This window comes from Bacillus sp. z60-11 (assembly GCF_046464135.1).
Lineage (GTDB): Bacteria > Bacillota > Bacilli > Bacillales > Bacillaceae > Bacillus > Bacillus sonorensis_A.
This window is the reverse complement of the sequence record NZ_JBIYSN010000001.1, coordinates 100,883-122,991: the sequence shown is the minus strand read 5'-3', so window position 1 is coordinate 122,991 and position 22,109 is coordinate 100,883. Positions and strand designations below refer to the sequence as shown.

At 48.0% G+C, this 22,109-nt stretch carries 24 protein-coding genes; 16 read left to right on the top strand and 8 right to left on the bottom strand.

Annotated features, from left to right (window positions below):
• The first annotated feature begins 15 nt into the window (after positions 1 to 15).
• Positions 16 to 1,122, top strand: a complete 1,107-nt coding sequence (locus ACINLD_RS00705; protein WP_026586238.1) for an ABC transporter ATP-binding protein — start codon at positions 16 to 18, stop codon at positions 1,120 to 1,122.
• Between the two features lie 24 nt (positions 1,123 to 1,146).
• Here the strand turns inward: ACINLD_RS00705 and ACINLD_RS00700 are convergent, their stop codons facing one another.
• Positions 1,147 to 1,368, bottom strand: a complete 222-nt coding sequence (locus tag ACINLD_RS00700) for a hypothetical protein (protein WP_026586237.1) — start codon at positions 1,366 to 1,368, stop codon at positions 1,147 to 1,149.
• A gap of 220 nt (positions 1,369 to 1,588) precedes the next feature.
• Here ACINLD_RS00700 and ACINLD_RS00695 point away from each other — a divergent pair, with 220 nt between their 5' ends.
• From ACINLD_RS00695 to ACINLD_RS00685, 3 genes are all read left to right on the top strand, one after another.
• A complete protein-coding gene (locus ACINLD_RS00695; protein ID WP_026586236.1) occupies positions 1,589 to 1,789 on the top strand; it encodes an alpha/beta-type small acid-soluble spore protein in 201 nt (66 codons plus the stop codon).
• A gap of 118 nt (positions 1,790 to 1,907) precedes the next feature.
• The gene (locus ACINLD_RS00690; protein ID WP_179115747.1) at positions 1,908 to 2,051 is read left to right on the top strand and encodes a hypothetical protein; all 144 of its coding nucleotides are present in this window, start codon (positions 1,908 to 1,910) and stop codon (positions 2,049 to 2,051) included.
• A 24-nt stretch (positions 2,052 to 2,075) separates the two neighbouring features.
• Entirely contained in the window at positions 2,076 to 2,696 is a 621-nt protein-coding gene (locus ACINLD_RS00685) for an NAD(P)-dependent oxidoreductase (protein ID WP_026586235.1), read from the top strand.
• Positions 2,697 to 2,730: 34 nt separating this feature from the next.
• Here the strand turns inward: ACINLD_RS00685 and ACINLD_RS00680 are convergent, their stop codons facing one another.
• Together ACINLD_RS00680 and ACINLD_RS00675 are read right to left on the bottom strand one after the other, a co-directional pair.
• Complete coding sequence (locus ACINLD_RS00680) at positions 2,731 to 4,749, bottom strand: ABC transporter ATP-binding protein (protein ID WP_026586234.1); 2,019 nt, start codon at positions 4,747 to 4,749, stop codon at positions 2,731 to 2,733.
• Positions 4,746 to 6,500, bottom strand: coding sequence for an ABC transporter ATP-binding protein (locus tag ACINLD_RS00675; RefSeq protein WP_026586233.1), 1,755 nt, complete (start codon positions 6,498 to 6,500; stop codon positions 4,746 to 4,748). The genes ACINLD_RS00680 and ACINLD_RS00675 overlap by 4 nt, the downstream gene beginning before the upstream one ends.
• A gap of 535 nt (positions 6,501 to 7,035) precedes the next feature.
• Here ACINLD_RS00675 and ACINLD_RS00670 point away from each other — a divergent pair.
• From ACINLD_RS00670 to ACINLD_RS00650, 5 genes are all read left to right on the top strand, one after another.
• A complete protein-coding gene (locus ACINLD_RS00670; RefSeq protein WP_026586232.1) occupies positions 7,036 to 7,536 on the top strand; it encodes a universal stress protein in 501 nt (166 codons plus the stop codon).
• Between the two features lie 225 nt (positions 7,537 to 7,761).
• On the top strand, positions 7,762 to 8,058 hold the full coding sequence (locus ACINLD_RS00665) for a heterocycloanthracin/sonorensin family bacteriocin (protein ID WP_409446676.1): 297 nt from the start codon (positions 7,762 to 7,764) through the stop codon (positions 8,056 to 8,058).
• 118 nt (positions 8,059 to 8,176) lie between these two features.
• The gene (locus tag ACINLD_RS00660) at positions 8,177 to 10,024 is read left to right on the top strand and encodes a putative thiazole-containing bacteriocin maturation protein (RefSeq protein ID WP_409445017.1); all 1,848 of its coding nucleotides are present in this window, start codon (positions 8,177 to 8,179) and stop codon (positions 10,022 to 10,024) included.
• Entirely contained in the window at positions 10,024 to 11,964 is a 1,941-nt protein-coding gene (locus ACINLD_RS00655; RefSeq protein ID WP_409445018.1) for a TOMM precursor leader peptide-binding protein, read from the top strand. Before ACINLD_RS00660 ends, ACINLD_RS00655 begins: the two co-directional genes overlap by 1 nt.
• Positions 11,965 to 12,037: 73 nt before the next feature.
• Complete coding sequence (locus tag ACINLD_RS00650; RefSeq protein WP_026586229.1) at positions 12,038 to 12,502, top strand: DUF4944 domain-containing protein; 465 nt, start codon at positions 12,038 to 12,040, stop codon at positions 12,500 to 12,502.
• Between the two features lie 12 nt (positions 12,503 to 12,514).
• Here ACINLD_RS00650 and ACINLD_RS00645 read toward each other — a convergent pair whose 3' ends face one another.
• Positions 12,515 to 13,495, bottom strand: coding sequence for an aldose 1-epimerase (locus tag ACINLD_RS00645; protein ID WP_026586228.1), 981 nt, complete (start codon positions 13,493 to 13,495; stop codon positions 12,515 to 12,517).
• 231 nt (positions 13,496 to 13,726) lie between these two features.
• Here ACINLD_RS00645 and nhaC point away from each other — a divergent pair, with 231 nt between their 5' ends.
• A complete protein-coding gene (gene nhaC / locus ACINLD_RS00640; protein WP_277692567.1) occupies positions 13,727 to 15,088 on the top strand; it encodes a Na+/H+ antiporter NhaC in 1,362 nt (453 codons plus the stop codon).
• A 40-nt stretch (positions 15,089 to 15,128) separates the two neighbouring features.
• On the opposite strand, the gene dat is transcribed toward nhaC, so the two are convergent.
• Positions 15,129 to 15,980 carry a D-amino-acid transaminase gene (dat, locus tag ACINLD_RS00635; RefSeq protein WP_026586226.1) on the bottom strand — a complete coding sequence of 284 codons (852 nt, stop codon included), beginning with the start codon at positions 15,978 to 15,980 and terminating at the stop codon, positions 15,129 to 15,131.
• 276 nt (positions 15,981 to 16,256) lie between these two features.
• Between dat and ACINLD_RS00630 the strand changes: the two genes are divergently transcribed.
• From ACINLD_RS00630 to ACINLD_RS00620, 3 genes are all read left to right on the top strand, one after another.
• Positions 16,257 to 17,156, top strand: coding sequence for a polysaccharide deacetylase family protein (locus ACINLD_RS00630; RefSeq protein WP_026586225.1), 900 nt, complete (start codon positions 16,257 to 16,259; stop codon positions 17,154 to 17,156).
• Between the two features lie 106 nt (positions 17,157 to 17,262).
• Positions 17,263 to 17,772: a GNAT family N-acetyltransferase gene (locus ACINLD_RS00625; RefSeq protein WP_277692566.1), complete on the top strand. Its 510-nt coding sequence runs from the start codon at positions 17,263 to 17,265 to the stop codon at positions 17,770 to 17,772.
• Positions 17,772 to 17,957 carry a hypothetical protein gene (locus ACINLD_RS00620; RefSeq protein WP_077737123.1) on the top strand — a complete coding sequence of 62 codons (186 nt, stop codon included), beginning with the start codon at positions 17,772 to 17,774 and terminating at the stop codon, positions 17,955 to 17,957. The genes ACINLD_RS00625 and ACINLD_RS00620 overlap by 1 nt, the downstream gene beginning before the upstream one ends.
• A 255-nt stretch (positions 17,958 to 18,212) precedes the next feature.
• On the opposite strand, the gene ACINLD_RS00615 is transcribed toward ACINLD_RS00620, so the two are convergent.
• The 3 genes from ACINLD_RS00615 to ACINLD_RS00605 all read right to left on the bottom strand — a co-directional run bounded on the left by ACINLD_RS00615 (position 18,213) and on the right by ACINLD_RS00605 (position 20,413).
• A complete protein-coding gene (locus ACINLD_RS00615; protein WP_277692564.1) occupies positions 18,213 to 18,962 on the bottom strand; it encodes an NAD-dependent protein deacylase in 750 nt (249 codons plus the stop codon).
• Between the two features lie 28 nt (positions 18,963 to 18,990).
• Positions 18,991 to 20,067, bottom strand: a complete 1,077-nt coding sequence (locus ACINLD_RS00610; protein WP_026586221.1) for a mechanosensitive ion channel family protein — start codon at positions 20,065 to 20,067, stop codon at positions 18,991 to 18,993.
• Between the two features lie 238 nt (positions 20,068 to 20,305).
• On the bottom strand, positions 20,306 to 20,413 hold the full coding sequence (locus ACINLD_RS00605) for a YhdX family protein (RefSeq protein ID WP_003180159.1): 108 nt from the start codon (positions 20,411 to 20,413) through the stop codon (positions 20,306 to 20,308).
• Between the two features lie 190 nt (positions 20,414 to 20,603).
• On the opposite strand from ACINLD_RS00605, the gene ACINLD_RS00600 reads away from it, so the two are divergent.
• The 3 genes from ACINLD_RS00600 to crcB are packed head-to-tail and all read left to right on the top strand — an operon-like array spanning position 20,604 to position 22,068.
• On the top strand, positions 20,604 to 21,326 hold the full coding sequence (locus ACINLD_RS00600) for a glycerophosphodiester phosphodiesterase (RefSeq protein ID WP_409445022.1): 723 nt from the start codon (positions 20,604 to 20,606) through the stop codon (positions 21,324 to 21,326).
• Entirely contained in the window at positions 21,323 to 21,721 is a 399-nt protein-coding gene (locus ACINLD_RS00595) for a fluoride efflux transporter FluC (RefSeq protein WP_026586219.1), read from the top strand. The genes ACINLD_RS00600 and ACINLD_RS00595 overlap by 4 nt, the downstream gene beginning before the upstream one ends.
• Entirely contained in the window at positions 21,718 to 22,068 is a 351-nt protein-coding gene (gene crcB, locus ACINLD_RS00590; RefSeq protein ID WP_026586218.1) for a fluoride efflux transporter CrcB, read from the top strand. Before ACINLD_RS00595 ends, crcB begins: the two co-directional genes overlap by 4 nt.
• Positions 22,069 to 22,109 lie beyond the last annotated feature (41 nt).

The following is a 22,109-nucleotide window of genomic DNA, read 5'->3' as shown; positions in this document are numbered from 1 at the left end:
AAAGGGGGATGAAAAATGGCTGAGCTTGTACTTGACCGGATTTACAAAGTGTATGACAACAAAGTGACGGCTGTGGATAATTTTAACCTTCATATTGAGGACAAGGAGTTCATCGTCTTTGTCGGACCTTCAGGCTGCGGAAAATCGACAACACTTAGAATGATCGCGGGACTTGAGGAAATCACAGACGGCGAATTCATCATTGACGGAAAACGGATGAACGATGTTGCCCCGAAGGATCGCGACATCGCCATGGTGTTCCAAAACTATGCCCTCTATCCTCATATGAATGTCTATGACAACATGGCTTTCGGGCTGAAGCTGCGGAAGTTTCCAAAAGACGAAATTAAACGCAGGGTGCACGAAGCGGCGAAAATTCTCGGGCTTGAAGAGTATTTGGACAGAAAGCCAAAAGCGCTTTCCGGCGGACAGCGCCAGCGCGTCGCCTTAGGCAGGGCTATCGTCCGCGATGCGAAAGTATTCCTGATGGATGAACCTTTATCAAACCTTGACGCCAAGCTGCGCGTTCAAATGCGCGCTGAAATCACAAAGCTCCATCAGCGCCTGCAAACGACGACGATCTATGTCACGCACGACCAGACGGAAGCGATGACGATGGCGACGAGGCTCGTCGTCATGAAGGACGGCATCATTCAGCAGGTCGGCGCGCCGAAGGAAGTCTATGAAAACCCGGAAAACGTCTTTGTCGGCGGCTTTATCGGCTCTCCGGCGATGAACTTCTTCACGGGCACCCTGAATGAAAACAGGTTTACATTCGGTGATGCATCCGTCCTTGTTCCAGAGGGAAAAATGAAGGTTTTGCGCAGCAAAGGCTATAGCGGAAAAGAAATCATCATGGGCATCAGACCTGAAGATATTCATGACGAGCCTGTCTTTATCGAAGCTTCAAAGGAAGCAAAAATCGATGCGCATATCGAAGTGGCTGAGCTGATGGGGGCTGAAACAATGCTGTATTCACAGGCGGGCGGACAGCCGTTCATCGCAAGGGTCGATTCGCGGACGGACGTCCAGGCCGGGAACACGGTCGCTCTCGCCTTTGATATGAATAAAGCCCATTTTTTTGACAAGGAAACAGAGCTCCGCATCCATTCCGAAGGATAATCCAATGCAAATGACCGAAGCAGCTTATGCTTCGGTCGTTTCGATTGCAACTGTTTCATCATATGTGCAGTCTTGGCAAGTGAATATATGAATGCAGTTCCGGGGCTTCTGCAAAAATGAATCATATTCCATATACGGGCTGTACGGTCCGTAAAAATCGGTCGTTCTTCCGGCATCCGCCATCTCGCCGCCGCACTTCGGGCAATTCCTTTCCACGACAAGCATGCCATTGCACACAGGACACATCTGAACATCCTCCTGACTTTTTCCTTAGCATGCCCAAATTGCAGCATTTTGCACTTTCAACATTTACCAGTCCGCCTCATGCATGCAAATCCGATCGTTCCTCCATAATACGTAGTAACAATCCACATTGGGCTTAGCCAGAGAGGCAGCGGTGAACACCGTCAGCTGGTGCAAATCCAGCCGGCCCAACCATACTAATATGAAAAGGAGTTTGGATACAATGGCTAACCAAAATTCTTCAAATCAACTTGTTGTACCTGGAGCAGCTCAGGCGATTGATCAAATGAAACTCGAAATCGCTTCTGAGTTCGGTGTGAACCTTGGCGCTGACACAACTTCCCGTGCAAACGGTTCTGTCGGCGGAGAAATTACAAAACGACTCGTTTCCCAAGCTCAAGCTTCTATGGGCGGTCAACAATAAACAATTTCATATATTGGCTTAACAGAAGAAGGTGCTATGCACCTTCTTTTTACATTGGCCAAAAACGCGCACCCCGCTTCTCCTTTTTTCATATGCTGAAAACAAAGGAGGAGTCGGCATGCAGTATGTGGCAAGCATCAATTGGGAACTGTTTCAATTTGTCGGGATCTCTCTCTTGCATGAATATGTCGTCAATGTCCGCCCAATTCATGCGGCCTTCCGCTTTCAGGGGGCTTTTTCTTCCAGACGATCTGGCGTATGATAGATCAGATGGGAGGAATGAATGATGAAGATTGCGCTTTTTGGAGGCACAGGCCGTGTCGGACAGGCCTTTGTGAATATTTTGGAAAAAGACGGCAGACACTCGGTTTACGCCCTCGTCCGCACGGAAAATGCAGGCCTTTTGAAAAACCGCTGCCGGACGCTGACGGGGAACGCAAGAAATCAGGCTGATGCGCGCGCTTTGATCGCAGGAGCGGACATTGTGGTCAGCTGTTTAAATACGGATGGAGACGATACATTAACCGTCTCCATCGAAAACATCATCAATGCCATGAACGAACAGAACAAAAAACGGCTGATTACCATCGGAACCGCCGGAATTTTAAATGCAAGACAGGATCCCAAGCTTTACCGCTTTGAAACGAATGAATCAAAAAGACGTTCAACACGGGCGGCTAGAGAACATGCCAAAGTGTATGAACGGCTCGCCCGCACGAACCTTGATTGGACAATCATTTGTCCGACCTATCTTCCCGACGGTCCGGCCGTTCAAACATACCGGACGGAACGGGATTTTTTGCCCCTTGGCGGAAAAGAGATTTCAACAGGAGACACCGCCCACTTCCTTTTACAGGTCTCCGAGTCTGATCAATATATTAAAACAAGAGTCGGAATCGCTTATTGATTGTCAACAAGGTGTAAGCCGGAGATCGTCCGGCTTACACGCTAAGCTTCCCGCGCCCTTTTTGCAGCTCATACATTTGATAATATTGTCCTTTTTGTTTCATCAGCTCTTCATGATTGCCCCGCTCTATAATCCGCCCTTTTTCAAGGACAAGGATTTGATCGGCGTTTTTGATGGTTGACAGCCTGTGGGCGATGATAAAGGTTGTGCGCCCTTTTTTAACCACGTCAAGCGCCTTTTGAATAACGGCTTCTGTTTCGGTATCGATATTTGCCGTCGCCTCGTCTAAAATGAGGATGGCCGGGTTATAGGCAAGCGCACGCGCAAACGAAATCAGCTGTCTTTCCCCGGAGGAAAGCGTGCTCCCTTTTTCAATGACCGGCTCATCAATGCCTTTGGACAGATGAGCAAAGAGCTTATCCGCCCCTACGTATTTCAATGCCTCTTCAACCTGTTCTCTCGTGATCTCTTCACTATCAAGGCTGACATTTGAAGCAATCGTCCCCGAAAACAAGTAAGGATCTTGAAGCACGATCCCCATGTTCTGTCTGATTTCCTGCCGCGACATTTGATAAATGCTTGTTCCATCAATTTTCACATCGCCTTTTTGAATGTCGTAAAAGCGGAACAAAACATTCATAATCGAGCTTTTGCCTGAGCCCGTATGACCGACTAATGCGACGGTCTCCCCTTGGTTGGCTGCAAATGAGATGTTTTTTAACACAGCGGCCCCGCCGTCATAGCCAAATGAGACATCCTCAAACACGACATGCCCTTTCATTTTGTCAGCGCTTGTTTCTTCCACATCAACTCCCGCCTCATCCAAAAGGCGGAATACCCTTTCAGATGACACGCGCGCCAGTTCAAGCTTGGCGAATTGGTTGACGATGGCGGTAATCGGCTGAAACAAACGATTCAGGTAGTCAACGAATGCATAGAGGGCTCCGATTGAAATCATGCCTTCCGCATTCAGTGCAGCGCCTCCAAAGTACCAGATCAATCCGGCGAATGTCACGTTTCTGAGAATGTTGACCAGATTGTGCGACATGAGAGAATTGAGATTCAGCATTTTATTTTGATAGCGGAAGTGGTTTTCATTGAGCTGTTCAAATTCCCGTTTCGTCTCCTTTTCGCGGCGAAAGGCCTGAATGATGGTCATCCCTTGAATGGACTCATTCATTTTAGCGTTGATCTCACTGTTGATCGATCGGAGTTTATGATTGTATCCTGATGCAAATTTGCGGTAGATGACCGACCAGACGGCAATCAGCGGCACGATCACCAGACAGGCGGCTGCAAGCCTGATATCAAGCAAAAACAGCGCGGCAAAAATTCCGGCAATATAAATAAAATTGGTCACAAATGTCGAGAGGACGGTGACGTACAAGTCGCGGATCGCTTCTGTATCATTTGTTACTCTGGCCACGATTTTTCCGGCCGGCAAATTGTCAAAATAGCGGACCGGGAGACGTTGGATGTTGGCAAAAACATCCCGCCTCATCTTTTGAATAATCCGGTTTGCACCCATCTGCAGCAGGTAGAATTGTCCGTAATGGAAAAAAACCGAGAAGATGAGAAGGCCAAAATATAAGAAGACCAGAGAGATGAGCCCTTCAACTTCGGGTTCATAAAACGAATACACTTCAGACATTGACAACCGGTCAGCCTGATACGTTTTCGACTGTTTCCCGTCGGAAATTCGCAGCTCCCCGCCGGACGCCGTGCGTTTCCCGTCAAAAGGAACCGCTTCATCAACAAAATAATAATCTAGGCCGACTTGAAAAACATGGACTTCCCTCGTTTTTTCTGCGGAAGGGCCCAGCCTGTCTTCCCTGACATATTCGCGGCCGTTATAGGAAACCGTATACTTGCTTTTATCCGGGACTTCATACCACGTCTTTTCAATCCCCAAAATATGATCGTCGATCATCTTTTTGGCGATCATCGGTCCGGTCAGTTCGGCGGTCACCGCCACAGTCAGCATGACAAGCGCCCAAATAAGGATTTTTTTATAATGAAGCGCATATTGCCAAAGCCTTTTTCCCGTCTTCATCCAACAGTCCTCCCTTCTTCCACTGAAGGAAGCTGCTGTGCTTCATACTGTTCAAAATACCAGCCTTTCGCGGCGATCAGCTCATGGTGCGTCCCTTTCTCAATCATGCGCCCGCCTTCAAGGACAAGAATGAAATCGGCATGCTCAACAGCCGACATACGATGCGACGTAATCAAGGTTGTTTTTCCTTTCCTGGTGTGCCGAATGTTGTCAATGATCGCCGCTTCCGTCTTCGCGTCAACAGCGGAAAGCGAATCATCCAATATCAAAATATGAGGCTGTGCGATTAAAGCCCGGGCAATCGAAATCCGCTGTTTCTGCCCTCCTGATAAAGCGACGCCTTTTTCCCCGACCATCGTCTGAAGTCCGTCTTTCAAAAGCTCAATGTCCTTTTCCAAATAAGCCGCATGAATGACACCTTTAAGGTCCTGCTCTGTCGCATGCTCAGCGCCGAACAGAATATTTTCTTTGACCGTTTTTGAAAACAGCACATGATCCTGCGGTACATAGCCGATCCAGCTGCGCAGCTCGTCAAGCGGAAGCTGTTCAATCGGCACATCCGATATGCTGATTTTTCCCTTACCCGGCGGATACTGCCGCAACAGCTGTTTGACTAATGTCGTCTTCCCGCTTCCGGTTCTCCCAACGATCCCGACCGTCTGCCCCTCTTGGACAGCGAAGGAAATGCCGGTAAGGTTTTCTGAGGCAGAGCTCGGGTACGTAAAACTGACATTATCAAACACAATATCCCCCGGCTCCGTTTTTACAGGGGTTGAGGCTTCCGTTACATCAGGCTGATACGCGAGTGTATCCGTGACCCTGTCAAGCGATGCATTCCCCCTCTGCATGACATTGATCAGCTCCCCGATCGCAAACATCGGCCAGATCAGCATCCCCAGGTAAACGTTGAATGAAACGAGTTCTCCCAATGTGAGCTGGCTGCGGAACACAAGAAATGCACCATAGCCGAGGCCGATCAGATAGCTGATGCCGACCAAGAGCTTTACCGTCGGCTCAAACAGCGAGTCAATCAGCGCCACTTTCATGTTTTTTTGATAGACATCCGCCGTCATCCGGTTAAACCGGGCGACATCGTTTTTTTCTTGCACATAGGCACGGATCACCCTGACCCCTGAGACCGACTCAAGCACGCGGTCATTCAAATCGCCAAAGGCATCCTGCGCTTCGGTAAAACGCTGGTGGATTTTTTTCCCGTAAATACTGATCGCTGCGGCCATCAAAGGCAGCGGAATGATCGAAGCAAGCGTCAGCTTCCAGCTGATGAAAATCCCCATCGTGAACAGAATCGTCAGCATATACATGGTTGAGTCTACAAGCGTCAGGATTCCGAAACCGGCCGTCATCGAGACCGCTTTTAAATCATTTGTCGCCCTCGCCATCAAATCTCCGGTGCGGTTTTTCTCGTAAAAAGCCGGCGTCATCTTCAAAAGGTGCCCCATCAGTTTAGATCTGAGGATTTTCTCGATCAAATTCGCCCCGCCAAACAGCTGATACATCCAATAGTAAGACAATGTATATACGACAATGGCAAGCGCCATGAATAAACCGATATAACCGAGCATCCCGGCCGCTGAAAATGTCCCCGCCTGCATATCGTCAATGGCGTTTCCCAGCAGCTTCGGCGGAAACATCTCCAAAATATTTACGATGATGAGCAAGGCGATCGCGACCGTGTAGCGCCGCCATGAGGCTTTGAAAAACCAGCCAAGCTTCCATAAAACAGAAAACATGTGATATCCTCTCCTTTTTTAGCCGCCTTCAAGCTTTTCCTTACAGTCGTTGATTTTGTTTTTGCTGACAGTGAGCATCAAAACTCCTCCTTATGTTCGTTTTTTCGAAAAATCAGCTGGTCCAGCTTCATTTTCGTCTATAGAAAAGCATGGGCCCCAACTTGTTAAAACCATGCTTTTTCACCTAAAAAAAGGCATACTGTAAATGCAGCATGCCCTTTCACATCAAAAAGGCGCATGTACGCTCATACTACGCGACATGCGCCTTCCTTCATTTTCAGATAAAAATGCGGATTTTCTATAACCATCTGGAAGGTATGGAGCCGTCACGCGCAAATTGATTTGTCTCTTGAGCTGGTCGATTGATTCTCTTCATGACGATACCCTCCAATCTTATTAATATTTTCCATCTTATAGTACGGCCCTTTATTTGTCAATTTGTTTTTTGAAAATTGACAATCTTTTTCTTCATCTTGTTAGATCATGTGAAAAACGGGTAAAACGTCTATAAACCCATTTCGAAAGGAGGAGCAAAATGTTGAAAGCCGATCGCATCATCGTCGCCTTTGACGAAAAAGAAGAAAGCAAGAAAGCGCTGCAAAAAGCGATTGTCCTGACAAAAAAGCTAGGCGCCGAACTGACCATCGCCCATGTTCACGAACCGAAGCAGGCAAGAACGGCGAGCGAAGAGCAGCGGCCCGCCGCAGGCGCCCCTTATCTTTACAGCGGCATTCCGGCCGCAGCTCCCGTCCCGCACGAGTCCGACCCGGCCGGGGAGCCGCTGATCTATGAAGATAGCGCAGAAGAAGCGATTGCCGCAGCCAAAATCATCTTAAATAACAACCAATTCGACGCTGACATTGAAGTGTTAGAAGGGGACCCTGCAAACGCGGTCCTTCACCATGCTGAACATATCGGTGCCGATCTCGTCATAACAGGAACCCGCGATCAAAACCGCCTGAAAAAACTGCTGTTCGGGAGTGTCAGCGATAAGATTTCCTCAAAGTCGGAGATACCGGTGCTGATCGTCAAGTAATACCGCTAAGGAAGCCGGCTTTTACAGCCGGTTTCTTTTTAATGGTGCCGCCTTTTCCCCCTCCCTCACACCCCGCCTCATATCCATTTACAGGAAAAATAGGCGTTGCATTCAGTAACACTCACCTAACAGGCCTCATAATTTGATCTTGAGTGACCCGGGTAGACTTTCAATCTACGCATATGATTTTGTTCTTTTGGATTACATTGAGGAGGATTGTATAAAATGCAACATTTTTATGATGAACTGCAATCATTGGAGATGGATCCATTCCAAGCGGAGACGCCTTGGAATCATGACCGTCACCATGTCAACGACAAGCATTGCGCGAGCTGCTGGAGTTGCGCCAGTTGCGGAAGCTGTTGGAGCTGTGCGAGCTGCGGAAGCTGCTGGAGTTGTGCAAGCTGCTGGAGCTGTGCAAGCTGCGGAAGTTGCTGGAGTTGCGCGAGCTGTGCGAGCTGCGGAAGTTGCTGGAGTTGCGCGAGCTGTGCGGGCCACTGCTGCTGGCATGGAGGTATGTAGCACCACCCGAAGAAAGCCGCCCCTGCCTGTTCTGCCGCAGGGGTCTTTATCATAACAGACAAACATGATTACATAACATGATATGTATGATTTTTACATCTTCTAAGGAGGAGGCAGCATGACACAATTGACCGCTTCCGCTCGTCTGAAAGTGAAGAAAGATACACGTTACCTACCCGATCCGCATGGAGCTGTGTATTTTAAACATAATTCCGGTTCGTTTCGTATCAAAGGCGCTTCAATTGATCAATGGATTGAAAAACTGCTGCCGATGTTCAATGGCGATTATACGCTCGGCGAATTAACAAACGGGCTGTCGGCCCCGTACAAAAACAGGGTGTATGAGATCGCTGATATGCTGTATCAACACGGATTTGTCCGGAATGTGGAAAAGGACCGGCCCCATCAGTTGGAAAGCGGGTTGCTGCAAACGTACGCTCCGCAGATCGAATTTATTGAAAGCTTTAAGGATTCGGGAGCTTATCGCTTTCAGCTATGCCGCGAGACAAAAGTCTTGGTGCTTGGTGCGCTCTCCTGTGTTGTGCCATTGATTCAATCGCTTGCAGAGGCTGGTTTCGTCAATATTTACCTTGATGCAACTGATCAAAGTGAAGAACTGAAAACCGCCATCGAAAAATCGAAGCAAAAAGACGATGCAAAGATTGAAATGATCCCCAACGGAAATTGGCGGGAAGCCGTGCCATCCATGGATTGGATTTTGTATGTCGGAGAAGGTGAAGACTCAAAAAATCTCCGCGAATTGGAAACGGTTTGCAAACAAGAGCAAAAAGGATTTTTTCCGGCAGTCTGCCTCAAGCAGGTTGGTCTTCTCGGACCTGTTATACCGCCTGATTCAAGTGTTTTTTGGGAGGCGGCATGGCGGCGTGTACACCGTAGTGCCCTTCATGAAAATCGGGAATCGAAAGCCTTTTGTTCAGCGGGAACAGACATCCTGACAAACGTTCTCTCCTTTGAATTGTTCAAAATGGTCACCGGACTTACGCCGCCGGAAAAGCGGCATGAAATGTATCTTCTTGACTTTAAAACGCTTGAAGGGGCTTGGTATCCGTTTCTTGACCACCCGCTCATCAACTTCGACGGAGCTGAGGCTGAATTGCTGGAGGATATTGAAGAAAAGGCGGAAACGAAGCACCGGGACGGCCGGTTATTTCAGTTATTCAGCGACCTGACATCGACAACAGCGGGGATTTTTCACCTGTGGGAAGAAAAACATGTAAAGCAGCTGCCCTTGTCACAATGCATTGTTCAAGCCGCTGATCCCTTGTCATCCGGACCGGCCGAACTTTTGCCTGAAACGGTGTGCGCCGGTTTAACACATGAAGAAGCACGACGAGATGCAGGCCTGACCGGGATTGAAATGTATATGTCAAGACTTGCGGGCCCTTACCTCAAAGAGATAGGACAATACGGAATCGGCGCCGGGGAAACGCTTGCCGAAGGCGTATCAAGAGGAATGCAGATATGTTTGGATGATCATTTCACACAGAGACAAATTAGCGGAACAGAAACGATCAAGCTAAGCCAGTTGGGTGCTGTAAAAGATACGCATGCCGCCTACTATCTCGAAACACTGTCCATGATGCACGGCACCCCCGCGCTCGGCATAGGGGAGGACGTTTTTGGCTTTCCCGTTGTATGGGCGGGCGTTGATGACCTCTGGTACGGAAGTCCGGGGCTCAATCTGACATTGGCGTTCAGGGAGGCGCTCAAGCGGGCGCTGATGGATATCAATCCGCTGCAGGAAACGGCCGTTGTTTTACAAGAAAACGAAATGAAGCTGGAGATTCCTGCTTTTGAGGATCCCCCGCAAGCCCTAAAGCCGGCATGTCAAAACATCAAGCGCAGCGGTTTACAGCTCTTCGTCTACGATCTGCCGGCAGAACCTTTTTTGCAAGAAAATCTCGCCGGTATTTATGCTGCACGCATCAAAAAGGAGGAGGCTTGATGAAAGAGAGAATGCTGCTTGTTGGTGAAGGCGTAATTGCAGAAGCTGTATCCAACCGTTTGGCCGCTCATTACACATTCACCCGCCAGCCTGATTTTAATGCTGGAGTACCCGAAGGAACGGCATTCGCCATTGTTGTTCACGATGCTTCGCGTCCTTTGCTCTATCGGGAGGCCGAGAACAGATTGAGGCCCGCCGGCATCCCCTGGCTCCGCGCTTTCGCAACATTTGGCGAAGGCGTGATTGGACCACTCATTGATCCGAACGAATCAGGGTGTTCGCAATGCGCTGATAAGAGGAGGTTTATCGCTGCCCCGGACAGCAGGGAAATGCTTGAGCTTGAGCTCGAGCAAAACAACCGAGACGCCGTCCGCGATCCTTGGGTATCAAAGACTGGAGCGCGCCATATAGCCCTTTTCATCTGCAATGAAATCGACAGGATCATGGGAGGCGATACCAGCCAATTGAAACAAACGCTGTTATTGATCAATTTAAACACATTAGAGAGTTCTCTTCACTCTTTTATACCTGACCCGCTGTGCACGATCTGCAGCGTGATGGCTGATGACTCACAGGAGGCGGCGAAAATCGCGCTTCAGCCAAATCCAAAAACGAGCCCGGAAAGCTTTCGCGTCAAAGAGGCTGACGAATTAAAGCAAACGCTCGGAAAAGGCCTTCTCGACCAGCGGACAGGGATTTTCAACGGCAAAATGTACGACGCGATCTTGCCCTTTGCCGATATGATCGTTAACATGCCTCTATGGACGGGACATGAAGGTGTCGGCGGCCGCAGTCACTCATATGAAAACAGCGAGTTAACCGCTCTATTGGAAGGTTTGGAGCGTTATTCAGGAATTGCACCGCTCGGCAAAAGAACAATCGTTCACGACTGCTATTTCAATGTAAAGGACCGTGCACTTGATCCAGTGAAAACGGGATTGCATGACGAAAATCAGTATCGGCAGCCCGGCTTTCCTTTCCGGCCGTTTCATCCAAAACGGCCGCTCCATTGGGTTTGGGGCTATTCCTTTTTACAAGAACGGCCGATATTGGTTCCGGAATCGCTCGCCTATTACAGTCTCGGCCGGGAAGACGCCTTCGTCTATGAAACGTCCAACGGCTGTTCAATCGGCGGAAGTTTGGAAGAAGCGATTTTCCATGGCATATTGGAAGTGGCTGAAAGGGATTCGTTTTTAATGACCTGGTATGGGCGGCTCCCCTTAAGGCAGCTAGATATTCAGTCGTGCGAAGATCTGGAATTGAAGCTGATGGTCAATCGGGTTCGCAGAGTCGCCGGATATGAACTGTATGTCTTTAATTCGACAATGGAACACGGCATCCCAAGCATTTGGGCCGTCGCCAAAAACAGCAAGCGGCAGGGGCTCAACCTTATTTGTTCTGCCGGGGCGCATCCCGATCCTGTCAAAGCGGTCAAAAGCGCCCTTCATGAGCTGGCGGGCATGATGCTGAAGCACGACCGTCACCTTGAAGAAAGCCGGGATAAATACGAAGCGATGCTGCACAATCCTTTTTTGGTCCGGGAAATGCAGGATCACAGCATGCTGTACGGCTTGCCGGAAGCCGAAGAACGCCTCCGGTTTTTATTGGAGCAAACGCGCCCGCCGCAAACATTTAGCGAAGCCTTCAAAGAAAGAAAGAAAACCCTTGATTTAACGGAAGATCTTCGTCATCTGCTCGAAACATTCCGCCGCCTGAACCTTGAAGTGATCGTCATTGATCAGACGTCGCCTGTGACCAAACGAAGCGGACTGTCCTGCGTGAAAGTCCTGATTCCAGGCATGCTGCCGATGACATTCGGGCATTCCCTCACCCGGTTGTCTGGGCTTGAGAGGGTGCTTACGGTTCCGATGGAACTCGGCTATACAACAGAGCCGCTTCAATCCGAACAGCTGAACCCGCACCCGCATCCGTTTCCTTAAATTTCATAACATGTCTATTTTTTTTGCCTGTTCTGCTTTATAATAAAGCGGAACTTTTTTAGGCGGTGAATGCATGAAACAGGAATACAAGCGGCCGCTTCTGTTCGCATCGGCTCTTTTAATGGCTTTTTGCTTTCTTTACTACGGCGGCAAGCTGATCGGCTTTTATATGACGGAATATCCCAAATGGACCGGGAAGAGCGCTGACGGGAATTGGGAGGCGGTCATAAAAAAAAGCGACAACGGGTACAGCGGAGATTTATATTGGACAGGCGGCGAACCGGATGATACGTATTTGGAAACATTCGTTGTGAAATTTGATGATGAAACGGCCCTCAGCTCCGAAATTGAAACGGCGATGAGCGACTATTCCGGCGGTGTTTTGCCCGGCGGAGGAAGAAAAGAGGAATCCGTATCTTTTCTGGAAAATATGGAGGAATCCGAATTCGACGGCCGCACAGTCACCGTGCAATTGAATTGGAGACAGGGAAAGCACGTTTCCCGTACAGAATTTATCCTTGAAAAGAAAACATTTTAAAACGGCGAAGTGTCACACTCCGCCGATTATAATTTTGCTTTTCATAACAGCTTCCTCCCGCGGTCCCAAAGCCTGAAAGCCTGTGACCTCATGCGGCAGATCAAGATTCGGGGCGTTGGTCATCCATGTATAGGGCTCCAGACAAAGCAGGTCTGAATCGTCAGATGTCCCGTTATACACGACCCAGTGTTTGAAATGACTGTCGCACTGATATGACAGGCGGATGTCGGCAAGGCGGTCGCAAATGTCCGCGGTGCTGTTTCCTTCCTGATCCACTTCAGCCGCGAAAATATCATCCAGCCTTTCTCCAGCCGCGGTTCTCCCTGTCTTAAATTCCTCTGTCACATGATATTCACCCGTCGGCAGCAACCGGTCTGTCAGCACCCATTGTTTCTCAGTCGGCAGGGAAAACAGACATTGCGCTTTATCTCCTTTTTCATTGAACGGATAGCGGAATGAAGTGTGATATCCAAGGCCGAGCGGCATCGGTTCTTTGCCGTGGTTGACAACAGAAGCATCCATCTGCAATTGTTTGCCTTCCAGCCTGTAGGTGATGACGATCGAAAACGAATGGGGAAAGATGCTTTGAATGTCGGGATGCTCGTCCGCATGCAGCACCGTCTGCGCCATGCTTTTCTGATCATCGGCCTCCGCTTTTGTCAGCGTCCATTTTTTATCATGAAGAAATCCGTGCAGATGATTTTGCAGCGGTTTTTCATTGATGGGCAGCTGATAGGTCTTTCCGTCATATGTAAATCTTCCTTGGTCGATCCGGTTTGGCGGAAAAAGGATCGGGATTCCGAATAAAAAAGGGTTGGCATCATACTCTTCCTTTGTTTCAGGCGTTTTCAGCAAGCTCAATCCGCCGGGCTTCCACTTCAGGGAAATCAAATTGCTCCCCCATCCCGGCACAAGTACAGCCTCCAAATATTCATTTTCCATCAAGATTGCTTCTTCATTTAAAAATCGGCTTTTTTTGGCAGTGCAGGACATCTCGCATTTCCCCCTATTTTTCATCTATTCAATACAGGCATACGCTAAAAACCTTTCTATAAGCCTATTATATCTAAAGAAGTCAGCGCTTTCAAAAATACGCCCGCACACACGAAAAGTTTTTGAAATATTTTAATTTAAGTATATCTTCTATTTTTCTGTTATAATACGTTTACGCACAAAAGCATAAAAGGATTAAAGACTGATATTTTTTCTAATGAGGTGTATGATTTGTCAAACGAAAAACGCTTATCGTTTTCCATATCGGCTTTATTATTTGTTGTCATCTTAGCGGTCATTTTTACATGCCTGTTTGTTTTTCACGCCGAACCGCATGTGCCATTATTGATTTGCGTCGGCTTTTTGGCGGTCGTGGGCGTGTTTAAGGGCTATTCCTGGAAGGAGCTCGAAAGCGGCATCGTCTCCGGAATCCAAAATGGCGTACAGCCGATTATCGTCCTTTCTTTAATCGGCATGTTAATCGGAGTTTGGGAATATAGCGGAGCGATTCCGACCGTAACGGTTTACGCGTTAAACCTGGTCGAACCGCATTATCTGCTCCTGACGGCTTTATTCAGCTGCCTGATCATCAGCTCACTGGTCGGTTCAAGCTTTACGACGGTCAGCACGATCGGCGTCGCCTTGATCGGCGTCGCCCAGGCGGCGGGTGTGCCATTGACATGGGTGGCAGGGGCCGTGATTTCGGGCGCCTGTTTCGGCGATAAAATGTCCCCTTTGTCTGATACGACAAACTTTGCCGCTGGAATTGGCGGACTTCCGATTTTCAAGCATATTAGACATATGATGGGCACGACGATTCCGGCACTTTTGGTGACCATTCTGCTCTTCTTTTTCATGGGGCGCACGCTTACCATCGGCGCGGCCTCTACGGATAATATTCAAGCCATTGTCAGCGGGATTGAAAACACGGTCGATATCAGCCTGTGGACGCTGTTATCACCTCTTTTGGTGATTGTGCTTGCCGTCAGACGTATGCCGGTCATTCCGTCCCTTGCGGCGGGAATCGTGTCGGCGGGCATTCTTGCCGCGCTTATTCAGCCTGATGCAGGCATTTCCTCCTTTTTATCAGCGATGCAAAAAGGACCTGTTTTTTCAGCGGAAACTGAAGCTGTTGCCAATATTTTAAACCGCGGCGGCCTCCAATCGATGATGGGCTCCGTTTCCCTGATAATCATCGCCTTTGCGCTCGGCGGTTTGATGGAAAAAACGGGATTGATTACAAGCCTTCTTGAAGGCGTGATCCGCGGCATCCGTACAAAAGGCCGCCTCGTTTTCTCAACCGTTTCATCAAGCATCGGCATGAACTTGTTGACTGGTGAGCAGTATTTATCGATTTTGATTCCCGGCCAGTCGTTTAAAAAACTGTATGATCAGCTTGGGATTGACCGGAAGCATTTATCAAGGTCACTTGAAGACGGGGGAACATTGATCAATCCAATGATTCCGTGGGGCGTCAGCGGCGCGTTTATGTCAAGCGCGCTCGGCGTTCCTGTCATTGAATATTTGCCGTTTGTGTTCTTCCTGTATTTATCACCGTTCTTTTCCGTGCTGTTCGGATTTCGCAAGTCATAAAAAAGCGCCGTTTCCAGAGATGGAGACGGCGCTTTTTTTATTACACAGGTTTTGCTGTTTCTGCCAAAATACTGTTTTGCATTGCTTTTTGCACTTCTTTTGTAAGCGGTCCGGGCGTTCCCGTGCCGATCTCCTGTCCGTCGATTACAGTGACCGGGATCACTTCAGATGTTGTTGAAGAAATAAACACCTCATCGGCGGTCAGCAATTCTTCTTTTGTGATGGCCTTTTCCTCGTGCTTCCAGCCGTTTTTCGCAAACAGCTCCAACAGCTTCATCCGCGTAATCCCGTTTAGAATCAGGTTTGTCGCAGGATGGGTGTAGATAACGTTTTGTTTGACGGCATATACGTTTGAAGACGTTCCTTCTGTCACGAACCCGTCGCGGACCAATATCGCCTCAAATGAGGACACTTCGCTTGCCTTTTGTTTGATCATCACGTTGTACAGCAGATTCAAACTTTTAATATCGCACCTCAGCCAGCGCAGATCATCTGCCGTAATCGCGGAAACGCCGTTTTGCTGTTCTTGTTCAGGCTTTTTGATCGGGAATGTATAGGCGGTCACCTGCGGGGTAAGGCCTGCTTCATATTGGTGCTTCCTCGGCGCCTTCCCTCTTGTCACCTGAAGGTAGAGCCCTCCGTCTTGAGCCTGGTTGACTTCAATAAGCTCTTTGAGCTTTCCTTTCAGCTCCGTTTCTGAAAACGGCAGTACGATACCGATTTCAGAGGCGCTTTTGTAAAAACGGGCAATGTGTTCGTCAAGCGTATAAAAGCTTCCATTGTAGATGCGGATCACTTCATAAACACCGTCTCCAAACTGATAGCCTCTGTCTTCGATATCAACAGCACATTCGCTCCGTTCAACGAGCCGGCCGTTAAAAAGAACCTTCATTTCTCCATCCCCTTGCTATTTTGTTGGTTTCTCGATTTTCTCCATTCCATTCTAACACGTCGCCCCCGTTCAAAATAGTGCAAGATTTCCAAAAATTTTCCGAGTCTCATAGTCTGCAAATTTCAGCATGTTCTCTAAAAATTTGCTATATTTTTCGTCCAATCCGGTATCCAACTTCTTTCCAATCCTGTATACTTAAACATTGTGATCCATTATTTTATGAGACTCGCAATCTATATACATAATGGAGCCGAAAAATGATACGGAGAGAGTTACATGCGCCAAGTTTCCAAAAGAACTTCCCCATCTGTCACCTACCTGTTGATGAAAACAGCATGTTTTGTCATTTTGTGTCTGATCCTTCTTTACGTTTGGGATTTATCACAGTCAACTGAAGCTCCCGGCAAAAAGGAGCTGACAATGTCCGAAAACAGCCAGATGCGGCATGAAGGAGACAGCATTCCGCTGAAAAAAGCGACACAAGGTCAGCTTATGGATCACCTGAGCACGAAACAGGAGGCAGCAAAACGCAAAGAAGAAAAAGAAAAGAAAAAAGCGGCGGAAGAAAAAAAGAATCAGAAAACGGTTTATTTGACTTTTGATGACGGGCCTTCTGCGGTCAGCCAAAGACTGCTTCAAGTCTTATCGGAACATGATGTCAAAGCGACATTTTTCATGCTTGAACCAAACATGAAGGTTCATAGACAAGCCGTAATCCAAATGAAGCAGCAGGGCCATTCACTCGGGCTTCATGGAGTGACACATGACCAGAAAAAGTTTTATAAAGACGCCAATTCTCCCAATCTGGAAATGAAACAGGCGCAAAAAACGCTGAAATCCATTACCGGGGTTGAAACCCATTTGATCAGAACGCCTTACGGCAGCAAGCCGTCCCTGACCGAAGCTCAAAAGAAGGTTCTGAAGAAAAACGGGTTTACTTATTGGGACTGGAATATCGACAGCCTGGATTGGAAATACAGAAGCCAAAAGTTCGTTCCGGAAGTCATGAACCAGCTCAGCATCATCGAAAAACGGCAGTCAAAACAGCCGATTGTGATTTTGCTGCATGATATCCCTTCAACCGTTCAGTCATTGCCGCTGTTGATCAACAATTTAAAAGAGATGGGCTATTCATTTGACACGCTTGATGAATCAATGACACCTGTCCATGAATAGCATGACGATCCCCTTTAGCAGGGGATTTTTTTATTTGTCATCAAATCTGACACATTGTTTGCCGAAAAAACGCTTTCGGCTATAGTAAGGGGCGAGGTGTTGTAAAATGCAAATCGAAGAAGTAACATCGATGTCACCGTATATGGACCAATTGGCAAACCTTCTCGTTCAAGTGGTGAATGACGGCGCATCAATCGGCTTTCTGCCGCCGCTTGATCATGAGCAGGCTTTAAGCTACTGGAAAACCGTCCTCTCACCGGACGTCATTTTGTTGATTGCCAAACAAAACGGCGAAATTGCCGGGAGTGTCCAGGTTGCCCTTTGCACTAAACAAAACGGACGCCACAGAGCCGAAATCTGCAAGCTCATGACAGCGCCCTCCTTCAGACGGCAAGGCGTCGCCCGTGCACTCATGCAAAAAGCGATCGAAAGGGTGAAGCAAGACGGCCGATCCCTGCTTGTTCTTGATACGAGAGAAGGCGACCCTTCAAACCTGCTTTACGCATCACTCGGATTTCACGAGGCCGGACGAATTCCCGGATACGCAGAATCGGCAGACGGAAAACTGGATGCCACCGTTTTTTATTTTAGATGTTTAACGAAAGGGGAAACATGATGATGACATGGAAAGTGAAAACAGCCAGTGAACAAGACGCTCCCGTCATTCACAAACTGATCGAATATCGCTGTCTTGCCGTTTCCCTCCAGCGCGTTGACGGAAACGGCGGAATCCTTAAAGACAGCTGTGCAAAACGGTCCAGAACAAGCCGTTTTAGTTCCGCTCGGTTCAGCCAAATGTAGATTCTCTCGTCTTTTCACGGCTCTCTGTCACACCAAAAGCGAGGGAACATTCATTCTGGCGTATTTCGAACGTCATGCCGCAACCTAAGGCAAAGCAAAAAGCTGCTGCTTGGTGCGGACCTCACTGCCTAAAAACATCAGTTTTGCGGTGATCAAAGAAGAGGATGTGGTCAACCCCGAATGGCTTTTTCGTGAAAACCGCTTTGATGGAAAAAGCATTGCGCTAAAAAGGCGTTCCCCCTATGGAACGCCTTTTTATCCGTTTATTTCTTTGACAAATTCTGCGACTTTACGATGGATGACAAGGTCAAACAAATAATCATCATCCGTTTCATCCAGATTGATCATGATTTTCTTCAGACCCGGTATGCCGTGGGCCTCCTCAGGAACAAACCTGACGGGCGCCACTTCAAGCGAGGTGCCGATCACCAGAAGCAGATCGGATTGATCAAGGCTTGCAAACAAAGTATCGAAATGCTGAACAGCATCGCCGAACAATACGACATCCGTCTTTAAAATCAAACCGCATTCCCTGCCGTTTTCATTCACACGGCTGCATCTCGGAACCTCATCCTGCAAAATGTATTCAAGTCCGTAGCGCGTTCCGCATTTAGGACATGCCGCCGTTTGGATGGAACCGTGCAGTTCGTATACATGGCGGCTGCCCGCCTTGACATGGAGCCCGTCAATATTTTGCGTGAACACTTTGACTTCTTTTCCCTGCCGCTCAAGATCGGCTAAATACAGGTGCCCGGCATTCGGCTGATACGATCCGGTCATTTTCATTTGAAACAGCTCTTTAAATTTCGGCCAAAAAAGCTTTGGATAACGCTCATAATAATCGAGGCTCATCGCTTCCATTCTGGACATATCTTCCGTCCAGATTCCCCCGGCTGAACGGAAATCCGGGATTCCGGACTCAGTGCTCATTCCGGCCCCGGTTAACACGGTGATACGTCTGGCGCTTTCGATCAATTTCAAAAATGTCTCGGCTTCTCTCCGCATGTGCCGCTCCCCCTTCATGAACCGCTGATCACGCTTGATCTTGCTGATCCTTCATCTTCTTTAATTCAAACAGACTGTGGCCGGGTGATACAAAATCCACCTGTTCTTCTTCCATGATCTCAAGGATCCGGTAGTTCACATCCTGTCTGACGTCCAAGTTTTCGGCCCAAACCGTCGTCTTTGTATAGTAGTTGAAGAAAATGCTCATATGCGTATCCTTCAGCACCTCAAGATTGACCATGATCACTTCCGGATGGACTCCTTCATGATTCCTCAGCATGTCTTTAAACCGTTCCACACATCTTTCGACTTTTTCCCGCGGGTTTGACGGATCAATATCAAGCGAGAATGTGACCTGGCGCTTTCTCATCTTCGTCCAGTTGCTGATCGCTTCATTGGCCAGAACCGAATTGGGAACGGTGACGAGCGACTCTCCCGCGGTGCGGATTTTCGTGCTTCTAAACGATATATCCTCGACCGTTCCGGTGACGATGGTCGTTTCAATCCAATCCCCAATTGTGAAAGGCTTCTCCATAATGATGACGATTCCTCCGAAAAAGTTCCCGATCGTATCTTTCGCCGCAAGTGCAAAAGCAAATCCGCCGAGCCCGAGTCCGGCGACAAACCCGTTCACATCATAATTGAACTCCCCGGCGATCACGCTGATACCGAGCGCCACGATAATAAAGCGGAGAATTTTCGACAGGAACGGAGCGAGTATGTCGTCCATATCCAGTTCGAGCCGCTTCGAGATTTTGTTGAACAAAACAGATGATGCTGCCGTTAAATTGTAGAGGCCGCTGACAACAATCACAACAACGGACACTCTGTACAGCCTATGAATAATCGCCATATGCTCTTCGAAAAACGGCGAGTAAATAATGGCTAAATAAATACCGAGAATCGCAAAAAACCATCTCGCAGGCTTCTCAAACGCGAGCGCCACCTGATTGAAAAAATCGGTTTTCGGTTTATGCGTTAATTTCAATATCAAGTTGAACAAGTATTTCGTGAATATTTTTCTAAGCAAGAAAAATAAAAGCAAAATCCCGATGCTGATCCCGATTTCAGCAGCGAAATCCATCGTCATATACTTTGTAAACATTGCTGTCTCTCCTTATTCACATTCATCAAGCATTCATTATACTAAAAGCTTCGAAAAATTTCTCTTTTTATTGTACAGGGGAGAATCATGCCAAGTGTAACCCATTTGTATTTTTAAAACAATCCCTGCAGACAGCCTTCCTCCAAACCCCGCATAAAAAAACTCCGGGAAAAATCACCCGGAGTTTGACTGTTCGATTTTGATGTTTCCAAGAGACAAATGATTCGGGTCAACACGGCTATTTTTTCTTCTGAGACTGTGTTTGATCAAGGAGAGTCGCTTTAAACATTTCAGCATCGGTTTCGATCTTAATCCGTTCTTCCACTTTTATTCTCCCTTTACCCATCAGCTAAGCCTCCTTTTTTTCATTATAAATTATCTGAAAATGAAACAAATGAAACTTTCGCACTAATTTTGCCGAGGCTTGTCGTTTTAAGCAAAGCGGGCTCACTGCCAGCGCCATTTTAATTTTACTTGCATCACCTGTTCGGGTATCCTTGATATGGAAAGAACTTTATGAAGAGGAGCTGACATGTTTGCATATCATCGCCCATCGCGGAGCCTCAGGTTATGCACCGGAAAATACGTTTGCCGCTTTTGAAAAAGCATGCGAGCTGGGGGCTGACTTCATAGAGCTTGATGTACAGTTGACAAAAGACGGCAGGCTTGCTGTCATTCATGATGACAGGGTCGACAGAACGACAAACGGCGCGGGCTTCGTTCGGCAGTTTACGATGAGCGAGCTCGAAAAACTTGACGCGGGAAGCTGGTTCAGCCCCGCTTTTAAAGGCGAAAACATTCCCATCCTTGACGAGGTTCTCGAAAAGTATCACAAAAAAACGGGGCTTCTGATCGAAATCAAGTCTTCTAAAACACAACCGGGAATTGAAAATGTCATCGGCAAGCTGATCAGCAGTTTCGGATTTTCCATGAAGACGATCGTGCAATCATTTGATGCCGGTGCCATTAAAACGATGCACAAGCTGTATCCTGCCATCCCGGCCGCTGTTTTGATCAGACCGAGATTCGGCATGGTGCCGCGCGGTCAGCTTCGGCACATCGCATCTTTTGCCGATTATGTCAGCGTAAAACATACGAGGCTCAGCCCGTTTTTGATCAACGCGATTCACAGCCATGATTTAAAGGCTTTAGCCTGGACGGTGAACGGACAAAAAACCGGCCGCCGGTTAGAGAGCTGGAAGATTGACGGAATCATCACCGATTATCCCGATTATTTTAAGAAAGAAGGAAAAGCATGAAATATCTCGCTGTTTTTATCGGAGGGGCACTCGGTTCACTTCTTCGTTATATAGTAAACTTGAATGCAGGAGCCGGTTTTTTTCCTTGGGCGACTTTTATCGAAAATTGCTCGGGAAGCTTGCTTCTCGGCCTGCTGACAGGCTTTTTTTCGTTTCGGGCGAAAAAACCGCTCGTCCAGCTTTGCTTAGGAACCGGCTTTTGCGGAGGATATACGACAATGTCGGCGTTTTCCAAAGAAACCGTCTTGATCCTGCATTCCTCCGCCCCTGAGATCGGAATCATGTACTTGGCGGCGTCTCTCGCCGGCGGGGTATGCTTCGCATTGCTCGGCATTATGTTAGGAAAACGAATCGGCGGCACAGCGGAAAACAAAAAGGAGCGTTTTGGATCATGATCGCAGCTGGTTTTATGATTGCAGGCGGAATCGGATCTCTATTAAGGTTTTGGCTCGGCAATATCATCATGTCGAGGGTGCCGAAGCCGCGCATCCCCGTCAGCATTATGCTGATCAATATTCTCGGCTCTTTTGCCCTCGGCATTTTTGTCAGTCTTGGCATTGACAATCACGCGGTCTCGATCATCGTCGGCACGGGATTTTTCGGGGGATTCACAACATTTTCCACGTTCAGTGTTGAAGCGGTAGAGCTGATTCTCGCCAAACGGTTTTCGGCATCGGCAGCATACATATTGCTCACACTTGGCTTATGTATCGGGGGATTCTGGGCGGGGAGCGTCATATAATGAAGCAGCTGTTTAGGATCGGCATAGAGTTTCCGATTTGC

Bases quoted from the DNA above. Each gene is read 5' to 3' on its own strand.
- ACINLD_RS00705 (WP_026586238.1), top strand. From the start codon at position 16: ATGGCTGAGCTTGTACTTGACCGGATTTACAAAGTGTATGACAACAAA.
- ACINLD_RS00700 (WP_026586237.1), bottom strand. From the start codon at position 1,368: ATGTGTCCTGTGTGCAATGGCATGCTTGTCGTGGAAAGGAATTGCCCG.
- ACINLD_RS00695 (WP_026586236.1), top strand. From the start codon at position 1,589: ATGGCTAACCAAAATTCTTCAAATCAACTTGTTGTACCTGGAGCAGCT.
- ACINLD_RS00690 (WP_179115747.1), top strand. From the start codon at position 1,908: ATGCAGTATGTGGCAAGCATCAATTGGGAACTGTTTCAATTTGTCGGG.
- ACINLD_RS00685 (WP_026586235.1), top strand. From the start codon at position 2,076: ATGAAGATTGCGCTTTTTGGAGGCACAGGCCGTGTCGGACAGGCCTTT.
- ACINLD_RS00680 (WP_026586234.1), bottom strand. From the start codon at position 4,749: ATGAAGACGGGAAAAAGGCTTTGGCAATATGCGCTTCATTATAAAAAA.
- ACINLD_RS00675 (WP_026586233.1), bottom strand. From the start codon at position 6,500: ATGTTTTCTGTTTTATGGAAGCTTGGCTGGTTTTTCAAAGCCTCATGG.
- ACINLD_RS00670 (WP_026586232.1), top strand. From the start codon at position 7,036: ATGTTGAAAGCCGATCGCATCATCGTCGCCTTTGACGAAAAAGAAGAA.
- ACINLD_RS00665 (WP_409446676.1), top strand. From the start codon at position 7,762: ATGCAACATTTTTATGATGAACTGCAATCATTGGAGATGGATCCATTC.
- ACINLD_RS00660 (WP_409445017.1), top strand. From the start codon at position 8,177: ATGACACAATTGACCGCTTCCGCTCGTCTGAAAGTGAAGAAAGATACA.
- ACINLD_RS00655 (WP_409445018.1), top strand. From the start codon at position 10,024: ATGAAAGAGAGAATGCTGCTTGTTGGTGAAGGCGTAATTGCAGAAGCT.
- ACINLD_RS00650 (WP_026586229.1), top strand. From the start codon at position 12,038: ATGAAACAGGAATACAAGCGGCCGCTTCTGTTCGCATCGGCTCTTTTA.
- ACINLD_RS00645 (WP_026586228.1), bottom strand. From the start codon at position 13,495: ATGTCCTGCACTGCCAAAAAAAGCCGATTTTTAAATGAAGAAGCAATC.
- dat (WP_026586226.1), bottom strand. From the start codon at position 15,980: ATGAAGGTTCTTTTTAACGGCCGGCTCGTTGAACGGAGCGAATGTGCT.
- ACINLD_RS00630 (WP_026586225.1), top strand. From the start codon at position 16,257: ATGCGCCAAGTTTCCAAAAGAACTTCCCCATCTGTCACCTACCTGTTG.
- ACINLD_RS00625 (WP_277692566.1), top strand. From the start codon at position 17,263: ATGCAAATCGAAGAAGTAACATCGATGTCACCGTATATGGACCAATTG.
- ACINLD_RS00620 (WP_077737123.1), top strand. From the start codon at position 17,772: ATGATGACATGGAAAGTGAAAACAGCCAGTGAACAAGACGCTCCCGTC.
- ACINLD_RS00615 (WP_277692564.1), bottom strand. From the start codon at position 18,962: ATGCGGAGAGAAGCCGAGACATTTTTGAAATTGATCGAAAGCGCCAGA.
- ACINLD_RS00610 (WP_026586221.1), bottom strand. From the start codon at position 20,067: ATGTTTACAAAGTATATGACGATGGATTTCGCTGCTGAAATCGGGATC.
- ACINLD_RS00605 (WP_003180159.1), bottom strand. From the start codon at position 20,413: ATGGGTAAAGGGAGAATAAAAGTGGAAGAACGGATTAAGATCGAAACC.
- ACINLD_RS00595 (WP_026586219.1), top strand. From the start codon at position 21,323: ATGAAATATCTCGCTGTTTTTATCGGAGGGGCACTCGGTTCACTTCTT.
- crcB (WP_026586218.1), top strand. From the start codon at position 21,718: ATGATCGCAGCTGGTTTTATGATTGCAGGCGGAATCGGATCTCTATTA.